Annotated in this window: 21 protein-coding genes; 17 read left to right on the top strand and 4 right to left on the bottom strand. The window is 74.5% G+C overall.

What is annotated here, in order from left to right:
- Window positions 1-23 precede the first annotated feature (23 nt).
- On the top strand, window positions 24-1,190 hold the full coding sequence (locus JUB12_RS02865) for a glycosyltransferase family 4 protein (RefSeq protein ID WP_205698108.1): 1,167 nt from the start codon (window positions 24-26) through the stop codon (window positions 1,188-1,190).
- On the opposite strand, the gene JUB12_RS02870 is transcribed toward JUB12_RS02865, so the two are convergent.
- Entirely contained in the window at window positions 1,150-1,830 is a 681-nt protein-coding gene (locus JUB12_RS02870; RefSeq protein WP_205698109.1) for a bifunctional 2-polyprenyl-6-hydroxyphenol methylase/3-demethylubiquinol 3-O-methyltransferase UbiG, read from the bottom strand. The two genes, JUB12_RS02865 and JUB12_RS02870, sit on opposite strands and share 41 nt — an antisense overlap.
- The gene (locus JUB12_RS02875; RefSeq protein WP_205698110.1) at window positions 1,830-2,543 is read right to left on the bottom strand and encodes a bifunctional 2-polyprenyl-6-hydroxyphenol methylase/3-demethylubiquinol 3-O-methyltransferase UbiG; all 714 of its coding nucleotides are present in this window, start codon (window positions 2,541-2,543) and stop codon (window positions 1,830-1,832) included. The genes JUB12_RS02870 and JUB12_RS02875 overlap by 1 nt, the downstream gene beginning before the upstream one ends.
- A 111-nt stretch (window positions 2,544-2,654) precedes the next feature.
- Here JUB12_RS02875 and JUB12_RS02880 point away from each other — a divergent pair, with 111 nt between their 5' ends.
- The 3 genes from JUB12_RS02880 to JUB12_RS02890 are packed head-to-tail and all read left to right on the top strand — an operon-like array spanning window position 2,655 to window position 5,613.
- Window positions 2,655-3,560: a nucleotidyltransferase family protein gene (locus tag JUB12_RS02880; RefSeq protein WP_205698111.1), complete on the top strand. Its 906-nt coding sequence runs from the start codon at window positions 2,655-2,657 to the stop codon at window positions 3,558-3,560.
- A gap of 10 nt (window positions 3,561-3,570) precedes the next feature.
- Window positions 3,571-4,308 carry a class I SAM-dependent methyltransferase gene (locus tag JUB12_RS02885; protein WP_205698112.1) on the top strand — a complete coding sequence of 246 codons (738 nt, stop codon included), beginning with the start codon at window positions 3,571-3,573 and terminating at the stop codon, window positions 4,306-4,308.
- Window positions 4,309-4,356: 48 nt separating this feature from the next.
- Window positions 4,357-5,613 carry an acyltransferase gene (locus tag JUB12_RS02890; RefSeq protein WP_205698113.1) on the top strand — a complete coding sequence of 419 codons (1,257 nt, stop codon included), beginning with the start codon at window positions 4,357-4,359 and terminating at the stop codon, window positions 5,611-5,613.
- On the opposite strand, the gene JUB12_RS02895 is transcribed toward JUB12_RS02890, so the two are convergent.
- The gene (locus JUB12_RS02895; protein WP_205698114.1) at window positions 5,541-6,686 is read right to left on the bottom strand and encodes a glycosyltransferase family 4 protein; all 1,146 of its coding nucleotides are present in this window, start codon (window positions 6,684-6,686) and stop codon (window positions 5,541-5,543) included. The genes JUB12_RS02890 and JUB12_RS02895 overlap by 73 nt on opposite strands.
- 65 nt (window positions 6,687-6,751) lie before the next feature.
- Between JUB12_RS02895 and JUB12_RS02900 the strand changes: the two genes are divergently transcribed.
- The 13 genes from JUB12_RS02900 (at window position 6,752) to JUB12_RS02960 (ending at window position 19,972) form a co-directional block, all read left to right on the top strand.
- Window positions 6,752-8,131 carry a phosphomannomutase/phosphoglucomutase gene (locus JUB12_RS02900; protein WP_205698115.1) on the top strand — a complete coding sequence of 460 codons (1,380 nt, stop codon included), beginning with the start codon at window positions 6,752-6,754 and terminating at the stop codon, window positions 8,129-8,131.
- Between the two features lie 3 nt (window positions 8,132-8,134).
- On the top strand, window positions 8,135-9,013 hold the full coding sequence (locus JUB12_RS02905) for a class I SAM-dependent methyltransferase (RefSeq protein WP_205698116.1): 879 nt from the start codon (window positions 8,135-8,137) through the stop codon (window positions 9,011-9,013).
- Entirely contained in the window at window positions 9,010-9,975 is a 966-nt protein-coding gene (locus tag JUB12_RS02910; protein WP_205698117.1) for an MBL fold metallo-hydrolase, read from the top strand. Before JUB12_RS02905 ends, JUB12_RS02910 begins: the two co-directional genes overlap by 4 nt.
- Window positions 9,976-10,032: 57 nt before the next feature.
- Window positions 10,033-11,199, top strand: a complete 1,167-nt coding sequence (locus JUB12_RS02915) for an acyltransferase (RefSeq protein ID WP_205698118.1) — start codon at window positions 10,033-10,035, stop codon at window positions 11,197-11,199.
- A 42-nt stretch (window positions 11,200-11,241) separates the two neighbouring features.
- A complete protein-coding gene (locus JUB12_RS02920) occupies window positions 11,242-11,961 on the top strand; it encodes a sugar phosphate nucleotidyltransferase (RefSeq protein WP_205698119.1) in 720 nt (239 codons plus the stop codon).
- Window positions 11,958-12,917, top strand: coding sequence for an NAD(P)-dependent oxidoreductase (locus JUB12_RS02925; RefSeq protein ID WP_205698120.1), 960 nt, complete (start codon window positions 11,958-11,960; stop codon window positions 12,915-12,917). Before JUB12_RS02920 ends, JUB12_RS02925 begins: the two co-directional genes overlap by 4 nt.
- A 4-nt stretch (window positions 12,918-12,921) precedes the next feature.
- The gene (locus tag JUB12_RS02930) at window positions 12,922-13,863 is read left to right on the top strand and encodes a glycosyltransferase family 2 protein (protein ID WP_205698121.1); all 942 of its coding nucleotides are present in this window, start codon (window positions 12,922-12,924) and stop codon (window positions 13,861-13,863) included.
- A 62-nt stretch (window positions 13,864-13,925) separates the two neighbouring features.
- Entirely contained in the window at window positions 13,926-15,365 is a 1,440-nt protein-coding gene (locus JUB12_RS02935) for a cellulase family glycosylhydrolase (protein WP_205698122.1), read from the top strand.
- Between the two features lie 40 nt (window positions 15,366-15,405).
- Window positions 15,406-16,149: a bifunctional 2-polyprenyl-6-hydroxyphenol methylase/3-demethylubiquinol 3-O-methyltransferase UbiG gene (locus JUB12_RS02940; protein ID WP_205698123.1), complete on the top strand. Its 744-nt coding sequence runs from the start codon at window positions 15,406-15,408 to the stop codon at window positions 16,147-16,149.
- Entirely contained in the window at window positions 16,131-17,225 is a 1,095-nt protein-coding gene (locus JUB12_RS02945; protein WP_205698124.1) for a glycosyltransferase family 4 protein, read from the top strand. The genes JUB12_RS02940 and JUB12_RS02945 overlap by 19 nt, the downstream gene beginning before the upstream one ends.
- Window positions 17,226-17,259: 34 nt before the next feature.
- Window positions 17,260-17,934, top strand: a complete 675-nt coding sequence (locus JUB12_RS02950; RefSeq protein ID WP_205698125.1) for a methyltransferase domain-containing protein — start codon at window positions 17,260-17,262, stop codon at window positions 17,932-17,934.
- Between the two features lie 38 nt (window positions 17,935-17,972).
- A complete protein-coding gene (locus JUB12_RS02955; RefSeq protein WP_205698126.1) occupies window positions 17,973-18,728 on the top strand; it encodes a YebC/PmpR family DNA-binding transcriptional regulator in 756 nt (251 codons plus the stop codon).
- Window positions 18,729-18,928: 200 nt separating this feature from the next.
- Window positions 18,929-19,972 (top strand): MFS transporter, encoded by a 1,044-nt coding sequence (locus tag JUB12_RS02960; protein WP_205698127.1) that lies wholly within the window; start codon window positions 18,929-18,931, stop codon window positions 19,970-19,972.
- Here the strand turns inward: JUB12_RS02960 and JUB12_RS02965 are convergent.
- Window positions 19,923-21,011 carry an adenylate/guanylate cyclase domain-containing protein gene (locus tag JUB12_RS02965; RefSeq protein WP_205698128.1) on the bottom strand — a complete coding sequence of 363 codons (1,089 nt, stop codon included), beginning with the start codon at window positions 21,009-21,011 and terminating at the stop codon, window positions 19,923-19,925. The two genes, JUB12_RS02960 and JUB12_RS02965, sit on opposite strands and share 50 nt — an antisense overlap.
- Between the last annotated feature and the right edge of the window lie 2 nt (window positions 21,012-21,013).

Raw genomic sequence — 21,013 nt, forward strand, 5'->3', positions numbered from 1 at the left:
TGCGGCTGCTGACCGTCGGAAGCATGTTCCCGCCCCACCACCAGGGCGGGTACGAGGTCGTCTGGCGCTCGTTCGTGCGCCACGCGAGGGCCGCCGGCCACCAGGTCACGGTCCTCACCACCGACCACCGCGAGCCGGGCGTCGAGGACGGCGAGGACGTCGACGTCCACCGCGACCTGCGCTGGTACTGGGCCGACCACGCCTTCCCGCGGCGCTCGGTGCGCGAGCGCGTCGCGCTCGAGCGCCACAACGCACGGGTCCTCGACCGCCACCTCGACCGCGGACCCGGCGCCGTCATGTGGTGGGCGATGGGCGGCATGTCGCTGTCGCTCGTCGGCCGGGCCGCGCGCCGGGGGCTGGCGGCCGTCGGCGTGGTGCACGACCCATGGCCTGCGTACGCGCCGCAGGTCGACGGGTGGCAGGGCTCGCGCGCGGGGCGCCTGCTCGGGCCGCTGCTCGGGATGCCCGCGAGCTTCGCCCCGGCCGTCGTCGACGCGTGGTCGTGCAACAGCGCCTACACGCGCTGGGCGGTGCTCCAGCAGCCGGGCTGGGCGGGCCTCGGGGACCGGGTGCAGGTCGACCACCCCGGGATCGACCCGGCGCGGCTGCCGCCGAGCGCCCCGCGCGACGCGTTCGGATGGCGGCTGGCCTGCATCGGGCGCGTGGAGGAGCGCAAGGGCCTGGCGCACGCGATCGAGGCGCTCGCGCGCCTGCCCGAGCGGGCGACGCTCACCGTCGTCGGTGGGGGAGATCACGCCCACCGCGCCGAGCTCGAGGCGCTGGCCGCCCGACTGGGCCTCGGGGCGCGGGTGCGCTTCACGGGGCCGGTCGACGACGTGGGCACGGCCTACGCCGCCGCGGACGCCGTCGTCTTCCCGGTCACGTGGCAGGAGCCCTTCGGCCTCGTCCCGCTGGAGGCGATGGCGGTCGGGCGGCCGGTCGTGAGCACCGCGACGGGCGGCGCCGCGGAGTACCTGGAGGACGGGGGCAATGCGCTCGTCGTCGCGCCGGGTGACCCGGAGGCGATCGCGGCGGCGGTGCGCCGCCTCGCGGAGGACCCGACGCTCCGGGTCGCCCTCGTCGCGCGGGGTCGCGCGACCGCGACGCGCTTCACGCAGGCGGCGCTGGACGAGGCGCTGCTGGCGCTGGTCAGCCGCGTCGGCGGCCGACCAGCAGGTGCTGGAAGGTGAAGAACGTGCGGATCGGCGTGTGGTGCAGCCACTGGATGCGCCGGTCCCACTTGGGGTCGTAGGCGGGCCGGGCGCGCAGCTGACGCTCGATCCCGACGACCTCGAAGCCCGCGCCCTCGACCAGCGACCACGCGTCGCGCGCGGTGAACCACCGCAGGTGCGTGCGGTCGAAGATGCCCTCCGCCCGGCGCGGGAACGTCCCGTGGCGGCCGAGCTGCCAGAACGTCTCCCAGTAGCGGATGTTCGGCAGCGAGACGACGAGCGTGCCCCCGGGGTCGACCAGCGCGCCGAAGCGCTCGAGCGCTGCCCACGGGTCGACGAGATGCTCGAGCACGTCGGCGCACAGCAGGCAGTCGAAGCGCCCGAGGCGCTCCTCGAGGTCCTCCGACGCGGCGAGCTCCTCGACGTTGGCCACGATGACCTCGTCGAGGCGCGAGCGGGCGTCCTCGCCGTAGTCGGGGTCGATCTCGACGCCGAGGACGTACGCGCCCTGCCGGGCCTTGAGCGCCGCGCCGAGCGCGCCCGACGAGCACCCGAGGTCCAGGATGCGCCGTGCCGACGCCGGCACGAGCGCCTGGACCTCCGTGCGCGGGTTCTCGTAGGCGTGCGCGCGGGCGGCACGCTGCCCGGCGCCGGCCATCAGCTCTTGTGGCCGTGCAGGACGACGTGCGGGACGTCGTAGCCCTCGTTGGACTTCATCGTGAAGCGGCCGTGCTCGTCGACGCGGTCGTAGCCCGCGGTCCAGATCATCCGCTTCCACGCACGCCGGTTGGGCAGCCAGAAGACGACGGCCGCCTCGCGGTCGGCGTGGTAGCGCGAGGCCGCGAAGGGCAGCAGGTTCATGAGCCCGCCGGCGGGCTCCTCGGCGGAGATCAGCATCCCGCCGCTCTTCGTCAGCCCGCCCATGCGCTCGTAGGCCAGCAGCTGGTCGCGCAGGTGGATGAGCACCGAGCCGCAGAAGACCAGGTCGAACTGGCCGAGCTCCTCCGGCGTGGCGTGGTAGATCGAGCGCACGACGCGCTCGGCCTTCGAGCCGAGGATCTCCTTGGCGATCGCGAAGCCGCGCCCGCGAGCGTGCTCAGGGAACGTCGTGGGGCGCCGGCGCGGCGGCCAGTCGAGCTCGCGCTCGTCGTCGAGGTCGAGGGCGATGACCTCGGCCCCGCGGCGCTCGAGCTCGAACGCCCAGAACCCGTCCCACGTGCCGATCTCGAGCACGCGCTTGCCCGAGAGGTCCTCGGGGATGCCGTACTCCTTGACGTAGGGACGGAGGTCGAAGGTCCCCGACGTGGTGAAGCCGTCGAGTTCCAGCGTGTGGTACCAGGTGATCTGCCTGGCCTCAGCGCGCGCATCCATGGGCGCGGCACAGTAGCGGTGCGCCCGGCCGCCGCGCGCCACCGCCGCGTCGCACCCTGCTCCGGTGCGTCTTGACGGCGCAGTCGTCCCGGCGCCATCGTCCTTGCCTGCATGGAGCGCTCGCCCACCCACCACCCGGCCCGACCCGCGGGCCTCGCCCGCGTCGCCCAGGCGCTGGCCGTCGACGCCGCGACGCGGGAGGTCGTGAGCGGGCTGCAGGCGGCCGGGCTGCCCTGCGTCGTCCTCAAAGGCCCGTCGGTCGCGGCCTGGCTCTACGCCGAGGGCGAGCGCGGCTACGTCGACTCCGACGTGCTCGTCCCGCGCTGGCACGCCGAGGCCGCGGCGGGCGTCCTGCGCGGCCTGGGCTTCGAGGCGGCGCAGGACGCCGAGGGCCGCCGGTCGGAGGTCTCCCGGCCCTGGCGCCGGCGCGCGGACGACCGCAGCGTCGACCTCCACGTCTCGGTCCACGGCGCGACGGAGGCGCCTGAGCGCGTGTGGGACCTCCTGGCCGAGCGCGTGCGGCCGCTCGACCTCGGACCGGCGCAGGTGCCGGTGCTCGACGTCCCGGCCCGCGCGCTGCTCGTGGCGCTGCACGCCCAGCAACACGCCGACCGGCCGGGCGGCAAGCCGTTCGAGGACCTGCGCCGGGCGCTCGCCCAGACCGACGACGCGACGTGGGACGCGGCGGCGACGCTCGCCCTGGCGCTGGGGGCCGAGCGGTCCTTCGTCGAGGGGTTGCGGCTCCTGCCGGCCGGGGAGGCGGTGCTGGCCCGCATGGCGCTGGGCCGGGCGATGTCCGGCCGCGCGGCGCCGCTGCGGGTCGCCCTCCTGCGCGTGCGTAGCGCCCGCGGCGGGCGCCAGGCGCGGGCCGCCGTGCGCCTGCTCGTCCCCGCCCCCACGACGATGCGCTGGCGCTCGCCCGTCGCCCGTCGCGGGCGCGGCGGCCTGGCCGCGGCCTACGGGCTGCGGCTGGCGGGCGCGGCGCGGTCCGTCGCGCGCCGGCGCGAGCGTCCGTAGGCTCCCCGCCGTGCTGGCCCGCAACCGAGACCGCCTGCTGCGCGAGCTGCCCGACGACGCCGTGGTGCTGGACGTCGGCGGCTGGGCCGAGCCCTTCGGCCGCGCCGACTGGGTGCTCGACCTCATGCCCTACGAGACCCGCGGGCTGTACGGCGTCGCGGTCGACCCCTCGACGGAGCGCTTCACCGCCGACACGTGGGTGCAGCGCGACATCTGCGACCACGAGCCGTGGCCGTTCGAGGACGACCAGTTCGACATGGTCCTCTGCGCGCAGACCCTCGAGGACGTCCGCGACCCCATCTGGGTCTGCCACGAGCTCAACCGCGTCGCGAAGGCCGGCTACGTCGAGGTCCCGACCCGCCTGGCCGAGCAGAGCGCCGGCATGGAGGGCTTCTGGTCGGGCTGGTCGCACCACCACTGGATCTGCGACTTCACCGACGAGGGCGGGATCGACTTCACCTTCAAGCACCACGTGGTGCACAAGCCCGAGCTGCACCTCCCGGGGCGCTTCGGCGCCACGCTGACCGACGAGCGCCGCGTCCAGGGCTTCTTCTGGGAGGGCGAGTTCCCCTACCGCGAGCGCATCCTGTTCGACCCGGCGGCCCTCGAGGCTGAGCTGCGTGCGACCGTCGAGGCGCACCTCCACGAGGTGCCGCCGGAGCCCGCCGCGGCGCCCCCGGCGTCCGTGCCGCGACGCGCCGCGCGCAAGCTCAAGCGTGCGGTCGTGAGCGTGCGCGCCAGCCGCTAGCATCACGCGCCGCCGCCACTGGGGGACGGCAGGAGCGAGGGGGGACGCATGGAGGTCCATCAGGAGGTCGCGACCGTCAGGTCGCAGCGGCTGCGCGGGGTCGAGGGCCTGCGCGCGCTGGCCGCGACCGCGGTGCTCGTGCACCACGTCGGCGCGTTCGTGTCGGCGCCCGACGGCCAGCACACGCCGATGCACCCCGGGCTGTGGGCCGGCGTCGTCGACCTCCGCGCCGGGCTGACGCTCTTCTTCGTCCTCTCGGGCTTCCTGCTGTACCGGCCGATCGCCTCGGCGCTGCTGCGCGGGCGCCCGCTGCCCTCCGCGCGCCGCTACCTGCGCCACCGCGCGCTGCGCATCCTCCCGGCCTACTGGGTGATCCTCCTGGTCACCGCGTTCGTGCTGCAGCAGGTCATCACCCGCGGCGAGGGCGGCGTGGGCATGCCGAAGGACGCGTGGGAGCTCATCGCCAACCTCCTGCTCCTGCAGCCCTACGACCCGGACACCGTCTTCACCGGGATCGGGCCGGCGTGGTCGCTGTCGGTCGAGGTCGCCTTCTACGTGCTGCTGCCGATCCTCGGCGTGCTCGGCGCGCTGGTGGTCCGCCGGGGTGGCGCGAGCGCGTCGCGCCGCGCGACCGCCGCGCTCGTGACCCCCGCCGTGCTGCTGCTCGTCGGCCTGGTGGGCAAGGCCTTCTGGCACTTCGCGTCCGACGACCTCGGCCGCTGGGAGTACTCGATCGGCCAGACCCTGCCGATCAACGCCGACCTCTTCGGCTACGGCGCGCTGGCGGCCTTCGTCTGGGTCGCCGCGGTCGACGGCCTGCTGCGGATCCCGGACGCGGTGCGCCGGGCGCTGCTGCCCGCGGCCGTCGTCCTGGCCGGCGCGACGTTCCTCGTGGCCGGCTACGGCGGCGTCCTGCAGAACGAGCCCGGCGACACCGTGCTGGGCATGGCGAGCGCGCTGCTGGTGCTCGGGGTCACGCTGCCGGGGCGCTCGTGGTTGGGGGACCTGCTGCAGACGCGCCCATTCGAGGCGGTCGGCCTCGCCTCCTACAGCATCTACCTCTGGCACACGCCGGTGATCTTCCTGTTCGTCGACTGGGGGCTGGACGCGCCCGACAAGCCGGCGCTCGTCGTCGCCTTCCTGGCGGTGGCGGCCGCGACGGGCGTCCTCTCGGCCATCACGTACCTGCTCGTCGAGCGGCCGTTCCTGCGGATGAAGTCGCGCGACCGGCCTCAGGCCCCGGCGATCGCGCCGGCGGAGGGCACCCCGCCCGTGGCCGCCGCGGAGCCCGTCAGCCGCGCGTAGACCTCGTGCCAGCGGCGCACCATGCGCCGCGCCGCGTAGGCCGTGCGCCGCGCGCGCTGGGCCTCCAGCAGCCGCAGGCGCTCGCCGGGGTCCGTGGCGAGGCGGCGCAGGAGCGCGACCGCCTCGTCCTCGGTCGCGCACACGCCCGTCGGGCCGAGCACCTCGCGGTTGGGCGGGATGTCGGAGGCGACGACCGGGACGTCGAGGGCCATCGCCTCCAGCACGGAGATCGGCGTCGTGTCCCACGCCGTCCAGTGCAGGTAGGCCGCGGCGCGGCCGACGCGGTCCAGGACCTCCTCGCGCGGCAGCCAGCCCGTGCGCTCGATGCCCGCGGCGGCCAGCGCCTGCGCGCCTGCGACGCCGCGCGAGCCGCCACCGCCGCCGAGCCAGGCGACGTCTGCGACCTCGCGCACGCGCGCGAGGATCCGTGCGGCCGGCTCGACGCCTCGCTGGGGGACCGTCCGGCCCGTGGCGACGACCTCGGCGCGGCCCTCGGGCTGCTCGTGCGACCGCGTGCGCAGCGCCTCGGGGTCGAGCTCGCGGATGCCGTTGTGGATCGACTCGACGGCCCGCGCGCCGCGCTTGCGCGCGAGGTCGGCCTCGACGTCGGACTGGCTTCCGACGAGCGTCACACCGCGACAGACGAAGGTCTCCAGCGCGCGGTAGGCGGCGCGGCGCGCCGCGCCGCCCTCGGGCAGCACCGACGCGAACGCGTGCGGGGAGAAGACGGTGGGGATGGCCCGCGGGACGACGAGCACGCCGAGCACGCCGCTGAAGGACGAGTGGAGGTGCACGACGTCGGGCCTCCAGGCGCCGACCAGCCTGCGCAGCTCGCGCGCCGCAGCCGCCTGCTGGCGCGGCCCGCGCGAGGTCCAGGGCATCGGATGGAGGCCGACGCGGGCGTCGAGGCCCGCGCGCGGGTCGGCGGGCGTCTCGGGCCGGACGCCGTAGGCGATGAGCGCCTCGTGGCCCGTGGCGACGTCGCCCTCGGTGAGCTCCACGACCATCCGCAGCAGGCCGCCGCCGTAGGCCTCGACGACGTGCAGGATGCGCAGCGGCCGGGCCCCGTCCACGGGCGGCACCCTAGCGGCGCGGCCGCGCTCCACCCGCCGCACCACCGCCCGTAGGATCCGGCGCCATGCCGGCCCCTCCGGAGATCTTCAAGGCCTATGACGTCCGCGGTCTGCACACCGAGCAGATCGACGGCGACGTCGCCCACGCGATCGGCCGCGGCTTCGCCCGCGTCATCGCCGACCTCGCGGGCAAGCCCACGAGCGAGCTGCGGCTGGGCCTGGGGCGCGACATGCGCCTCGAGGCCCCCGACTTCGCCCGCCGCTACCGCGAGGGGATGGTGGCCGAGGGCGCCCACGTCCTGGACGCCGGGCAGGTCGGGACCGAGATGCTCTACTTCCTCGTCGGCTCGCGCGAGCTCGACGGTGGGCTCATGTGCACCGCCTCGCACAACCCGAAGGCCTACACGGGCGCGAAGCTCGTCAAGCAGGGGGCCATCGCGCTCAGCGGCGACGCCGGCATCGGCGAGCTGCGCGACCTCGTGGTCGGCGACCAGCTCGGCGACGCGCCCGGCGGCGGCAGCAGCGAGGAGGTGGACCTCTTCGCGGAGTTCCAGGAGGCGGCGCTGCGGTTCATCGAGCCGTCGAACGTCAAGCCGCTGAAGGTCGTCGTCGACGGCGGCAACGGCATGGCCGGCCCGATGGTCGGCCCGATCCTCGACCGCCTCGGGCTCGACCTCGTCGAGACCTACTGGACGCCCGACGGGACGTTCCCCGACCACGAGCCCAACCCGCTGCTGCCCGAGAACCGCGAGTTCATCATGCGCAAGGTCGTCGAGACGGGCGCGGACCTCGGCATCGCGTGGGACGGCGACGCCGATCGCTGCTTCTTCATCGACGACACCGGCCGCTTCGTCGACGGCGACTTCCTCACCGCGATCCTGGCCGAGCACCTCCTGGCCAAGAAGCCCGGCTCGGACGTCCTCTACGACGCGCGCGCGTCGCGCGCGGTCGCCGACACCGTCAGCGCGGCCGGCGGCACGGCGCACGTCAACCGCGTCGGCCACGCGTTCTTCAAGACCCGCATGCGCGACGAAGGCGCCATCTTCGGCGGCGAGGTCTCGGGCCACTACTACTTCCACGACTTCTACAACGCGGACTCCGGCACGATCCCCGCGCTGCTCGTGCTCGAGAAGCTCTCCGTCGAGGGCAAGCGGATGAGCGAGCTGCTCGAGCCCTACCGCTCGAGGTACTTCATCAGCGGGGAGATCAACTCCGAGGTCGCCGACGGCCCGGCGAAGATGGCCGAGCTCGAGCAGGAGTACGGCTCCCGCCCCGGCGCCACGGTCACGAAGGTCGACGGCGTCTCCGTCGACTTCGACGACTGGCACTTCAACGTGCGCCCGTCCAACACCGAGCCGCTGCTGCGCCTCACGCTGGAGTCGCTCGTCTCCGAGCAGGACATGGAGGCCAGGCGCGACGAGGTGCTGGGCGTGATCCGCGCCTAGGCCGTGAACCGCTACGCGCTCCAGACCACGCTGCGCCGCCGGCTGCCCGCCCCCGTGAAGGCGGGGGCCAAGCAGGTGCTGGCGGCGTTGGACCCGCTGGCCGGGGTGGCCTACCGCCGCCGCTCGGGTGACGACCGGCCGCTTCCGGGCCGGACGCTGCGGGCGCGGGTCGGGGCGCTGGGACGCGAGGCCTACGTCGCCGGCGGTCGCGCGGTCGCGGGGGAGCTCGACGCCGCCCTGCAGGCCACGGGGCGACGCCTGGCGGACTTCGAAGCCGTCCTGGACTTCGGCTGCGGGCCGGGCCGCGTGGTCGACGGCGTCGCACCGCTGCTCGCGCCGGGCGCCGTGCTGGTGGGGACGGACGTCGACCGCGAGTCCATCGCCTGGGCCAGCCGCAACCGCCCGGGCCTGCGCTTCGAGGCCAACGGCTTCGCGCCGCCGCTGGCCTTCGGCGACGCAGAGTTCGACCTCGTCTACGCCATCTCGGTCTTCACGCACCTGACCGAGGCCCAGGGCGACGCCTGGCTGACGGAGCTCCTGCGGGTCCTGCGGCCCGGTGGGACCGCGATCCTCACCGTGCTCGGCACCCAGGCCTACTGGGAGGTGCGCGCCGGCCACTTCATCGGGGTGACCGACGCGATGGTCGAGGCCGCCCAGGGCCACGGCCCGGACCTCGAGGAGGAGGGGCTCGTGTTCCTGCCCTACGCGCGATCGGGCCTGCAGGCCAAGGGCTCGCCGGACATGGACGACGTCTACGGCCTGACCTTCCACGGCGAGACCTACCTCCAGGAGCGCTGGGGCCGGCAGGCAGAGGTCGTTGCGCGGCTGTCGCGCTCCATCAACCACGTGCAGGACGCCGTCGTGCTGCGCAAGCCGGCGTGATCCGCAGCCTCGCCATCCCGACGCCGTTCGCGGTCGGGCGCGTCAACTGCCTGCTGGTCGAGGACGACCCGCTGACGCTCGTGGACTGCGGACCGAACTCGGCGACAGCGCTCGTCGAGCTCGAGCGCTGCCTGGCCGAGCACGGCCGGCGCGTCGAGGACCTCGAGCGCATCGTCCTGACCCACCAGCACATCGACCACATCGGTCTCGCGTCGATCCTCGCCGAGCGCTCCGGGGCGGAGGTGTGCGCGCTGGACCTCCTCGCTCCGTGGCTGGCGTCCTACAGCGCCTCCATGGAGGCCGACGACGCGTTCGCCGAGCGGATCATGCGCCGCCACGGCGTGCCCAGCGAGGTCGGCCTCGCGCTGCGTGCGGTGAGCGCCCAGTTCCGTGCGTGGGGCGCGTCGGTCGAGGTGACGCGCACGCTGGTCGACGGCGATGCGCTGGCGTTCGCCGACCGCACGTGGACGGTGCACCACCGCCCGGGCCACTCGCCGTCGGACACTGTCTTCCACGACGTGGAGCGCCGCGAGCTCATCGGCGGCGACCACCTCATCGGGCACATCTCCTCGAACCCGCTGGTCTCCCGGCCGCTGGACGGTCCCGAGGAGCCGCGCCCGCACGCGCTGCTGACGTACCTGGACTCGATGCGCGCGACCCGCGAGATGGACCTCGAGGTCGTCCTCCCGGGCCACGGGGAGCCGGTGACCGACCACCGCGCCCTGATCGACCAGCGCTTCGCCGCACACGAGAAGCGCGCGGCGAAGATCCTGACCGTGCTGGAGGCCGGGCCTCGGTCGGTCCACGAGATCGCCCAGGCGCTCTGGGGCAACGTCGCCGTGACGCAGGCCTACCTCACCGTCTCCGAGGTCCTGGGGCACCTCGACCTCCTCGTCGGACGCGGGCAGGTCGAGGAGCGCGTCGAGGACGAGCTGGCTCGCTGGGCGGCGGTCGCGCGCTAGCCTGCGCGCGCCCGGGTGTGGGACCCGCGGCGCGACGAGGGGGCCGCTGTGCGAGGGGTGACGCTGACCAGGGGGGACGCGCTTGCGGGCGAGGAGCGCCGCGAGGCGGTCACGGGCGCGCGCTACCCGCTGGTGGAGTCGGCCCGCGCGATCGCGGCGCTCATGGTCGTCGCCTACCACGCGGCGAAGACCCAGCCGGCGGGCGGCGGCGGCCAGGAGTACCTCGAGCACCTCAACGTCGGCGTCACGGTCTTCTTCCTGATCTCGGGCTTCCTGCTCTACCGGCCCTTCGTCGTGGCCCGGCTGCAGGGCCGCGTGGTCGGCATCCGGGCCTTCGGCCTGCGCCGCGTCATGCGCATCGTGCCGGGCTACTGGGTGGCCCTGACCGCCGTGGCGATCGCCGGCTCGGGCGGGGCGGCGGTCCGCGACGACCCGCTGACCTACTACGGCTTCGCCCAGAGCTTCTCGGACACGACGCTGCTGCAGGGGATCGGGCAGGCGTGGACCCTCAGCTCGGAGCTGCTGTTCTACGCAATCCTCCCGCTCTACGCGATCGCGGTCGCGTTCGGCCGGCGCGGGCCGGTGCGCTGGGGCGTCGAGGTCGCCGGCCTGCTCGCGCTGAGCATCGTCGCCTTCGCCTACACCGCGGTCTACGCGCCGCAGGTCACGACGGGGGAGAGCGGCCAGTGGGTGCTGTTCGTCCTGCCGCGCTTCCTCGGGCACTTCGCGATGGGCATGGCCCTGGCCCTGCTCGTCGTGTGGCTGGGCACGCGCGAGGCTCCGCCTCGGCCGCTGCGCGGGCTGGTGGCGCGGCCGTCGCTCACCTGGCTGGCGGCCCCGGTGCTCTTCGCGATCGCGGTGGAGGCGGGCCTTCCGCGCGCCACGCGCGACGTCGTCGACGGGCTGTTCGCGGCGGCGGTGCTGTGGCCGGCGGTCTTCGGCGTCGCCGGCGTCGGCGTCGCCGGCCGCGTGCTGGGCGCCCGGTGGCTGCTCTTCGCCGGGACGGTGAGCTACGGCATCTACCTCTACCACTTCGCGTTCATCACGCGGGCCGACTCGACGTTGTCGAGCGCCGGCTGGATCGGCCTGTTCGTGGTGGGCGCCGTGGGCGGCACCGTGGCGGGCTGGCTGAGCTGGCGCTTCGTCGAGCAACCCGCCATCCGCTGGTCGCGCCGGCGCCAGGCCGCGTGGGACGGGCGCCGCGCGCAGCCCGTCACCGCCTGACGACGCGGCACGCCGATCCACCTGGCAAGCTGCCCGCCCGCAATGGACTCGCCCCCTCCTGTCGCCATCCTGTGCGGCGGCCGCGGCACGCGGCTGCAGGAGCACACCCGGACGATCCCCAAGCCGCTCGTCGAGATCGGCGGCCACCCCATCGTGTGGCACGTGGTGCAGATCTACGCGCAGCACGGCTTCCGGGACTTCCTGCTGCTCACGGGCTACCTGGCCGACCAGATGGAGGAGTTCGCGGCGCAGACCCCGTGGCCCGAGGGCGTCACGGTCCGCTGCCTGGACACGGGCCTGGACACGCCGACGGGCGGGCGGGTCGCCAAGGCCGCCGAGGAGCTCGGCGGCGGGACGTTCTGCCTGACCTACGCCGACGGCGTCGCCGACCTGGACCTGGGCGCGCTGCTGGACTTCCACCGCGCCCACGGCGCAGCCGCCACGGTCACCGTCGTGCGGCCCGAGCTGCAGTTCGGCGTCCTGGACCTCGACGGCGACGACAAGGTCACCGGCTTCCGCGAGAAGCCGCGCTCCGAGCACTGGATCAACGGCGGCTTCTTCGTCTTCGAGCCGCGGGTGCTCGACGTCGTGCACGACGACGTCGTCCTGGAGCGCGAGCCGCTCGAGCAGCTGGCCGGCGAGGGCGAGCTGCGCGCCTTCAGGCACGGCGGCTTCTGGGACTGCATGGACACCTACAAGGACTCGATCCTGCTGAACGACCTGTGGGCGTCGGGAGACGCCCCGTGGAGGACCTGGGCATGAAGCGCGCGTTCGTCACCGGTGCCTACGGCATGCTCGGTGCGTGGATGGTCAAGGGGCTGCTCGACGACGGCGTCGACGTCGTCGTGCTCAAGCGCGACCGGCGCGCCCGGGCGGCCCTGACCATCGAGGGCACCGAGAGCCGCTGCCACGTCGTCCACGGCGACCTGCTCGACGCGCCGCTGCTCGAGCGCGTCGTCAACGAGGAGGAGGTCGACACCGTCTTCCACCTCGCGGCGCAGACCATCGTCGGCGCGGCCAACCGCTCCCCGGCGTCGACCTTCGACGCCAACATGCGCGGCACGTGGAACCTCATGGAGGCCTGCCGCGACTCGAGCGTCAAGCGCGTCGTGGTCGCCGCCTCCGACAAGGCCTACGGCCCGCACAAGGACCTCCCGTACCAGGAGGACTACGCGCTGCAGCCGAAGTTCCCCTATGACGTGTCGAAGGCCGCGACGGACCTGATCTCGCGCTCGTACTGGCACACGTTCGGCCTGCCGGTCGCCACGACGCGCTTTGCCAACATCTACGGCGGCGGCGACCTCAACCCGTCGCGGCTGATCCCGGAGCTCGTCGACGCGGTGCTCGACGGCCGCCCGCCGATCATCCGCTCCGACGGCTCGCCCGAGCGCGACTTCCTCTACGTCACCGACGCGGTGAGCGCGTACCTCGCGATCGCCAAGCTCCTCGACGACCCCAAGGGCGGCGCGCGCGGCGAGGGCTTCAACGCGGGCTCGGGGCGGCCCTACAGCGTCCGTGAGGTCGTCGAGACGCTCGTGCGCGTCGCGGGCTCCGACGTGCGGCCCGAGTTCCAGGGGGCGGGCGTGCCGGACGGCGAGATCGACCGCCAGTGGGTCGACACGGCGAAGATCAAGCGCCTCGCCGGGTGGGAGCCGCAGGTCGACCTCGAGGAGGGCCTGCGCCGCACCCTCGAGTGGTACCGCGAGCACCGGGGCTAGCTGCGTGACGGCGCCGCGGGTCTCGGTGGTGGTGCCCTCGCACGACCGCCCCCTGCGCCTGCGCTGGCTGCTCAACGCGCTGGAGGAGCAGACGCTCCCGCGCGAGGAGTTCGAGGTCCTCGTCGTCCACGACTCGCAGGGCGCGCAGACCGACCTGCTCCTGGCCTCGCACCCGCTGGGGGTGAGCGCGCAGCGGGTCGCGCCGTCCGGGCCGGCGACGAAGCGCAACGCCGGGTGGCGCGCCGCCCGCGCGCCGCTCGTCGTCTTCACCGACGACGACTGCCGGCCGGCGCCCGACTGGCTCGAGCGGCTGCTCGCGGTCGCTGACGCCCAGCCGGGCGCGATCGTGCAGGGGCCGGTCGTGGTCGATCCCGACGAGCTCGTGGTCCTGCACCACGCGCCGTGGGCGCGCTCGCAGGAGGTCACGCCGCCGTCGGCCTACGGGCAGACCGCGAACATCGCCTACCCGCGCGACCTGCTCGGCCGCACCGGTGGCTTCGACGAGGCGCTGCCGGTCGCGGCGGGGGAGGACACCGACCTGCTCATCCGCGCCAAGGCGCTCGGCGCGCCGCAGATGGCGGCGCCCGACGCGGTCGTCCTGCACGCGGTCTTCGACCTCGGCCTGGGCGACAAGATGCGCGAGGCGTGGCGCTGGACGCACCTCGCGGAGGTCGTCAAGCGCCACCCGCAGCTGCGCGAGCACCTCGTCCTGCGCGTGTTCTGGAAGGTCGACCATCCGCTCATGCTGCTGGCGCTCGCCGGGGTGGTCCTGCGGCGCCCCTGGCTCATGGCGCCCTGGGCGCTGCGTCGCCTTGGCGCGTACGGGCCCGGCCCGCGGGCGCGAGCACGCGCTGCAACGGAGATTGCAGGCAACGCGGCGGTCGACCTTGCGGAGCTCAGTGCCGCCGTGAGAGGGTCTGTGCGCGCGCGCACGCTGTTCCTCTAGGAGCAGGTGCGAGCCGGGGGCCGGCGAAAGGGAGTCAGATGCTGGGGCAGGGAGGACGACGCATGCGCGCTTGGGCGCTCGCGGCCGGGACGGCCGCACTGCTGGTGGTGGCCGGGGCCGTGGTGCCCGCGACGGCCTCCGCGGCCAACTGCGGGCTGCTGCAGATCGTCTGCAACATCGTGCAGCCGCCCTCGTCCTCGACGGAGGCGGCCCCGTCGCCTGCGCCGACCGGTTCGACCCGCGCCACGCCCTGCGGAGGCCTGCTGCAGCCGGCCTGCCCCCGGCCGCCGCAGTGCCGCGACGGCGCGGACAACGACGGCGACGGCGTCACTGACCTCAAGGACCCCGGATGCGCGAACTCCGAGGACCGCGACGAGAGCACCGACCTCGCGCCGGACGCCAACGGGAAGACGACCTCGAACCCCGACGTCGATCCCCGGCAGTCCGGGCGCCTGTTCGGCTTCAGCTCCACGCTCTCGGCCGAGACGCAGCGCACCGGCATCACGGCCAAGCAGGAGACGGCGCTCATCCGGATGGCGGGCGGCAACGCCCAGCGGATCGCGCTGCTGTGGCACCAGATCGAGCCCCGCCGCGGGCAGATCGACGTCCACGCGCTCGACTGGCTCGACGACCTGTACGCCGACCTGGTCCAGCACGGCATGCGCCCGATCCTGACGGTCGTCGGTGCGCCCGTGTGGGCGTCGGACGACGCGCGCTGCCCGCTCCTGGACTTCTCCTGCGCCATGCGCGCCAGCCGGGAGGACTCCGGCCGGCCGCCGGCGGACATCGCCGCCTACTCGCGGTTCGTGACGATGCTCGCCAAGCGCTTCCCGTGGGCGGCCATCGAGACCTGGAACGAGCCCAACATCAAGTCCTTCTGGCGCACCGCGCGGTGGCCCAACCCCGACCGCATGGCGCGGATGCAGTGCGCGGCCTACGACGCGATCCACGCCCAAGGCGCCACGGGGCCCGTGCTCGCGCCGGGGCTCAGCGCGGTGGTCGGCAACGGCACCCCAGGCCTGCACGAGCCGTACCTGCGCTTCGTGCGGGCGCTCCACAAGGCGATGGGTCGCCGGTGCTGGGACGGCCTCGCCGTGCACCTGTACCCGACCTCCGACGTCGTCGGCGCGGGGAGCAGCACGGCCCGCGGCATGCAGGTGGTGCGCCGCGTCCGGACCGAGGTTGGAGACACGACGCCGATCTGGATCACCGAAGCGGGGGCGTCGACGACGGGCGGGGTCGGAGGCGACCACGGGGACACCCAGCGCACCGAGACCGAGCAGCGCCGCATGCTCCGGGCCTACGTGAACGAGATGCTGACGACGCCGGACGTCGGGGCCGTGATGCTGCACAGCCTCCGCGACTCGCCGACCGTGCAGTCGTCGTCCGGCTTCGCGTACGGCTTCGGCGTCCTCAAGGACTTCGCCGGGCCCTACCCGGCGCCCAAGCCGTCCTACTGCCACTTCGCGAACGTCGCCGGCACGGACTACCCGGGCTGCTGAGCACGCGCGCCGCGGCGCGCTCTGATGGACTGGTGCGTCGATGACCGACCTCCAGGCCGCCATCGCCGCCAACCCGTCCTGGTACCACTCGATCGAGCTCGCGCCCGGCGTGGTGACCCCCGGGCGCGTCGACCTGCGCAAGGTCGCCGACAAGATCCTGCCGGCCGACCTCAGCGGCGTCCGCGCGCTGGACGTCGGCACGTTCGACGGGTTCTGGGCCTTCCAGCACGAGCGGCGCGGCGCGCAGACGGTGGCCATCGACGTCGAGCGCCTCGACGCGGCCGACTGGCCGGCGATCCACCGCGCGCGGCTCATGAAGGCCGCCGAGGAGTTCGACGTCGAGCTGGGCCGCGGCTTCGCCATCGCCAAGGAGGCGCTGAGCTCGAAGGTGCAGCGGATCCCGTGCAACGTGCACGACGTGACGCCTGAGCGGATCGGCGGTCCGGTGGACCGCGCGTTCATCGGCGCGCTGCTGCTGCACCTGCGCGACCCGGTCGGCGCGCTCGAGGCGGTGCGCCGGACGCTCAAGCCCGGCGGGACGCTCCAGGTCCTCGAGCCGATCGACGTCAAGCTCACCCTGCGCCACCCGCGGGCGCCGTTCGCGGGCTTCCAGGTCCTCACGAGCGAGTTCACCTGGTGGTACCCCAACCTCGCGGGCCTGCGCGGCTGGCTCACCACCGCCGGGTTCGTCGACGTGCGCGACCGGCACATCACCCGGCCGCCGGGGCACATGGGCATGGGCGGCATCACGTACGCCGCCCTCACGTGCACGTCGCCCTCCTGAACCCGGTCTTCTGGCCGGAGGTCCGTCGCGGCTCCGAGCGGGTCGCGCGGGAGCTCGCCGACGGCCTGCTGGCGCGCGGCCACCGCGTCTCGCTCATCACGACGCATCCGTCGCTGCGCCGGACGGTCACCGAGGAGGACGGGCTGGAGGTCATCCGCTGCTCGCGCCCGCAGCGCCTCGAGGCGCGGCTCGTGCGCCGGGTCTACGACGACCACCTCACGCACCCGTGGACCGCGCTGCGCGAGCTGCGCCGCGACCCGCCGGACGTCGCCCACGCCCTGCACGTCACCTCGGGCATCGCCGCCGCCCGCCACCGCCACGCGACGGGGACGCCCGCCGTCCTGTCCTACATGGGCATCCCGCACCGCCAGGCCCTCGTGAACCGGCGGCTGCGCCTCGAGCTCACCCAGCGCGCGGTGCGCGGCGCGAGCGCCGTGGTCGCGCTGAGCGACCACGCGGCGGGCGCCTTCGAGCGCTGGCTGGGCGTGGATGACGTCCGGACGATCAACCCCGGCGTCGACCTCGAGGCCTTCGCGCCGGACCCGGCGGCCCGAGCGAGGCAGCCGACCGTCCTGTGCGCCGCGGACCTCGCGGAGCCGCGCAAGCGCGTCGCGCTGCTCGTCGACGCCTTCGCGCTCGTCCGCGAGCAGCTGCCCGAGGCGCGGCTCGTGCTGTCGCGCCCCAAGCGCGACGTCGCGCTGCCCGACGCGCCCGGCGTCGAGGTGCGCGACCTCGACGAGCGCGCCGCCCTGGTCCGGGCCAACCAGGAGGCGTGGGTGGCGGCGCTGCCGAGCGTGGGGGAGGCGTTCGGGCTCGTCCTCGCCGAGGCGCTGGCCTGCGGGACGCCGGTCGTGGCGGCCGACCGCGAGGCACTGCCGGAGGTCGCCGGGGATGAGCGCACGGGCCGGCTGTTCGCGGGCGACGACCCGGGTGCGGTGGCGCGCGCGCTGCTCGAGGCGCTCGAGCTCGCGCGCGACCCCGCGACCGCCGTGGCGTGCCGCCGGCGCGCGGAGCGGTGGGGCACCGAGCGCTGCGCGGACGCCTACGAGGCGCTGTACCGCGAGCTGCTGGGGTGAGCGGCCTGCCGCTTCCCGTACGATCCGCCGCCGCATGGCCAACCCGCTGACGCGCAACTTCCTGCAGGACCTCATGGCCCTGGAGGACTTCCCGGACCCCGTCGTCGAGTTCGGCTCGATGCAGGTCGAGGACGAGCAGGAGGGCGACCTGCGCTCGCTCTTCGCCGGCCGCGACTTCGTCGGCACCGACTTCCGCGAGGGCCCGGGCGTCGACCGGGTCGAGGACCTGCGGGGCCTGACCTTCGGCGACGGGGAGGTCGGCACCGCGATCTGCCTCGACACGCTCGAGCACTGCGCGGACCCGCCCATGGCCTGCCGGGAGCTGGCGCGCGTCACCGCCGACGGCGGCATCTGCGTCATCTCGAGCGTGATGCTCTTCGGCATCCACGGCTACCCCAACGACTACTTCCGCTTCACGCCCGAGGGCTTCCGGACGATGCTCGAGCAGGGCTTCGACGACGTCTTCGTCACGTGGTTCGGCCACGACGGCATCCCGACGTGGGTCTTCGGCGTGGGCGTCAAGGGGCGCAAGCTCGGGCTGAGCGACCGCTCGCAGTTCCCCTCGCTGGTCGAGGAGCAGCGCAAGTACGACGAGGCGCCGGGCGAGCTGCGCGTCGGCGTCATGCGCCACAAGCCCCTCGAGCTGCTGCGCGACGTGGCGCCCGAGCTCGTGCGCCTCGGCCGCGAGCGCGTGCGCAAGCTCCGCTAGCCGCCGGCCGCGGCGGGCCGCCGCCTAGAATCCCCTCCATGGCCGGTCATTCCAAGTGGGCGGGGATCAAGCACAAGAAGGCGATCGTCGACGCCCGTCGCGGCAAGCTCTTCACGAAGCTCGCCCGCGCGATCACCGTCGCCGCGCGCGAGGGCGGCGGCGACCCCGACACCAACGCGGCGCTCGGCCTGGCCGTCCAGAAGGCCAAGGACGCCTCGATGCCCAAGGACAACATCGAGCGCGCGATCGCCAAGGGCACGGGGGCCGGCGCGGACGCCGACGCGATGGAGGCCGTCCTCTACGAGGGCTACGCCCCGGGCGGCGTCGCGCTGCTCATCGAGGCGATGACCGACAACCGCAACCGCACCGGCGCCGACGTCCGCCACCTGCTCTCCAAGCACGGCGGCTCGCTCGGCGAGCCCGGCTCGGTCGCCTACAACTTCGACAAGCGCGGCGTCATCGTCGTCGACGGCGAGCGCTACGACGAGGACGACCTCATGGTCGCCATCGAGGCCGGCGCCGAGGACATCGCGGTCGACGAGGACGTCTTCGAGATCACCACGTCGCCCGGCGACCTCATGACGGTGCGCAAGGCGCTCGAGGAGGCCGACGTCGAGATCCAGTCGGCCGAGGTCAGCCAGGTCCCGAAGGCCACCGTCCCGCTCGACGAGGACGCGGCGACGAAGGTCATGCGGCTGATCGACGCGCTCGAGGACAACGACGACGTCGACACCGTCCACGCGAACTTCGACGTCCCGGCGGACGTCATGGAGCGCGTGGCCGCTGCGGGCTAGTCTCCCCGCCGTCCTGCGCGAGGAGCCGCAGCTCCGGCTCCTCTTCGTCGGGCAGCTCCTGAGCCTCTTCGGCGACCGCCTGGCGATGGTCGCCTGGCCGTTCGCCGTCCTGTCGGTCGGCGGCGACGCCTCCGACGTCGGCCTCGTCGCGGCCGCGCAGTTCCTGCCGTTCGCGGGGCTGGCGCTCGTCGCGGGGGGTCGTGGCCGACCGGCTCGACCGCCGGCGGGTGATGATCGCCTCGGACGTCGTCCGGCTCGTCGTCCAGGCGGTCGCGGCCACGCTGCTGCTCAGCGACGGGGCTGAGGTCTGGTCGCTGGCGGCGCTCGCCGCGCTCTACGGCGCGGGCGACGCGTTCTTCCAGCCCGCGATGACCGGGTTGCTGCCGCAGACCGTCTCGGCGGCGCGGCTGCAGGACGCCAACGCGCTGCGCGGGATGACGTACTCGATCGGCTCGATCGCCGGACCAGCGCTCGCGGGCGGCATCATCGCCCTCGGCGGCCCGGGGGCGGCGTTCGTCGTCGACGCCGTGACCTTCGCCGTGAGCGTCGCGTGCCTCGTGCCGCTGCAGCCGCGGGTGGTCGACCGGGCGGCCGCGGCGGCGACGTCGTTCCTCGACGAGCTGCGTGGGGGCTGGCGAGCGGTCCGCGCGCTGCCGTGGGTCCGCGATGGCCTCGTCGCGATGGCGACCTACCACGTGGTGGTCCTGCCGTCGGTCTTCGTGCTGGGTCCCGTCCTGGCCGACCAGGAGCTGCGCGGCGCGGGCGACTGGGCGATCATCTCGGCCGCCTTCGGGATCGGGTCGATCCTGGGCGACCTCGCCCTCCTGCGCTGGCGCCCGCGCCGTGCCCTGCACAGCGCGCTGCTGCTGCTCATCGGCGCCTCCTGCCAGGCGGCGATCTTCGGCAGCGGCCTGTCGGTCTGGCTCATCGCCGCCCTCGAGGTCCTCGCGGGCGCGTGCGTCACCGGGTTCTTCACGCTGTGGACGGTGTCGCTCCAGGAGCACGTCCCCGAGGACGTCCTCTCGCGCGTGTCGAGCTACGACTTCCTGGCCAGCGCCGGGCTGATCCCGGTCGGCACGGCGCTGGCGGGCGCGCTCGTGGAGCCCGTCGGCCTCCACGAGCTGCTCGTGGCGATGTCCGTCGTCGGGGCGGCGGTCGCGGCCGCGTGCGCGGCGACCCCGGCGGTCCGGGCGCTCACGCGTCCCGGCGCACCCGGAACAGCTTCACCGCCCCCACGCCCTTGACCCGGCGCTCGCCGGCGAAGGACCAGCGGAAGGGGCCCTCGGCGCGCGCGTCCTCCGTGGTCAGGACGCTGCCGGCGCGGGCGATCGAGGTGACGCGGCTCGCGAGGTTCACCGGCCGGCCGAACCAGTCGCCGCCACGCTGCGTCGCCGCGCCGTGGGCGATGCCGACGCGGACCTGCGGGAAGCCCTCGCCCTCGGCGTCGACCGCCTCGACCAGGTCCAGCGAGCAGGACACGAGGGCCGCAGGGTCCTCGCACACGAGCATCGCCGCGTCGCCGATCGTCTTGACCAGCCGCACCGGCGCGGCCACGACGTCGCCGGCCAGCTGCTCGAGCCGGGTCGCCACGCGCCCGACCTCCTCGGGCTGGACCTCCTCACCCATGCGCGTGAAGCCGACGAGGTCGGCGAACGCCACACCGACCTCGCGGGCACCGGGCATCCGGCCCTGCACGCGCTCCTCGGCGACCACGGCCTCCGAGCGCACCATGTTGCGCAGGTGCATCCGCATCGCCGCCTCGAGGACCGGCCCGACGTGGGGCATGAGCCCCTCGACGGCCGCGGCGTAGCGCTGGGCGAGCTCGAGCTCGGTGGCGCCGGGGGCGAGGACGAGCTCGAGCGCCACGGCGCGCATCGCCTGCGCGGTCTGGGCCATGCCACGGCCGAGCACGCGGGCGACGGCGTTGACCTGGTCGGCGTCCAGGCCCAGCTCGGAGAACGGCGCCGCCGCACCGACCTCGGCGTCGGCGAACCACGCGACGCCGAGCTCGGGGACCGGCAGGCCCAGCGCGCGCCGGAGCTCGGCGAGCGCGTCGACGTCGAGGCCGGAGCGCTCGGCCAGCTCCTCGAGGGTCAGCCGCGCCGGGCCGCCCATGACGAGGCGCTCGGCGGGCAGGAACAGCACGAGGCCCTCGGCGGTCGAGCGGCGCAGGTCGCCGAGGCTGAAGCCCTCGTGGTGCAGCCAGTCGAGCAGCTCCGCGCGTTCGGCCCGGGCGTCGCCCTCCAACCCGTCGAGCAAGCCCTCCGCTGCCCAGTCCGGCATGC

Origin of the sequence: Conexibacter sp. SYSU D00693, assembly GCF_017084525.1 — a bacterium.
In the GTDB taxonomy this organism is placed as follows: domain Bacteria; phylum Actinomycetota; class Thermoleophilia; order Solirubrobacterales; family Solirubrobacteraceae; genus Baekduia.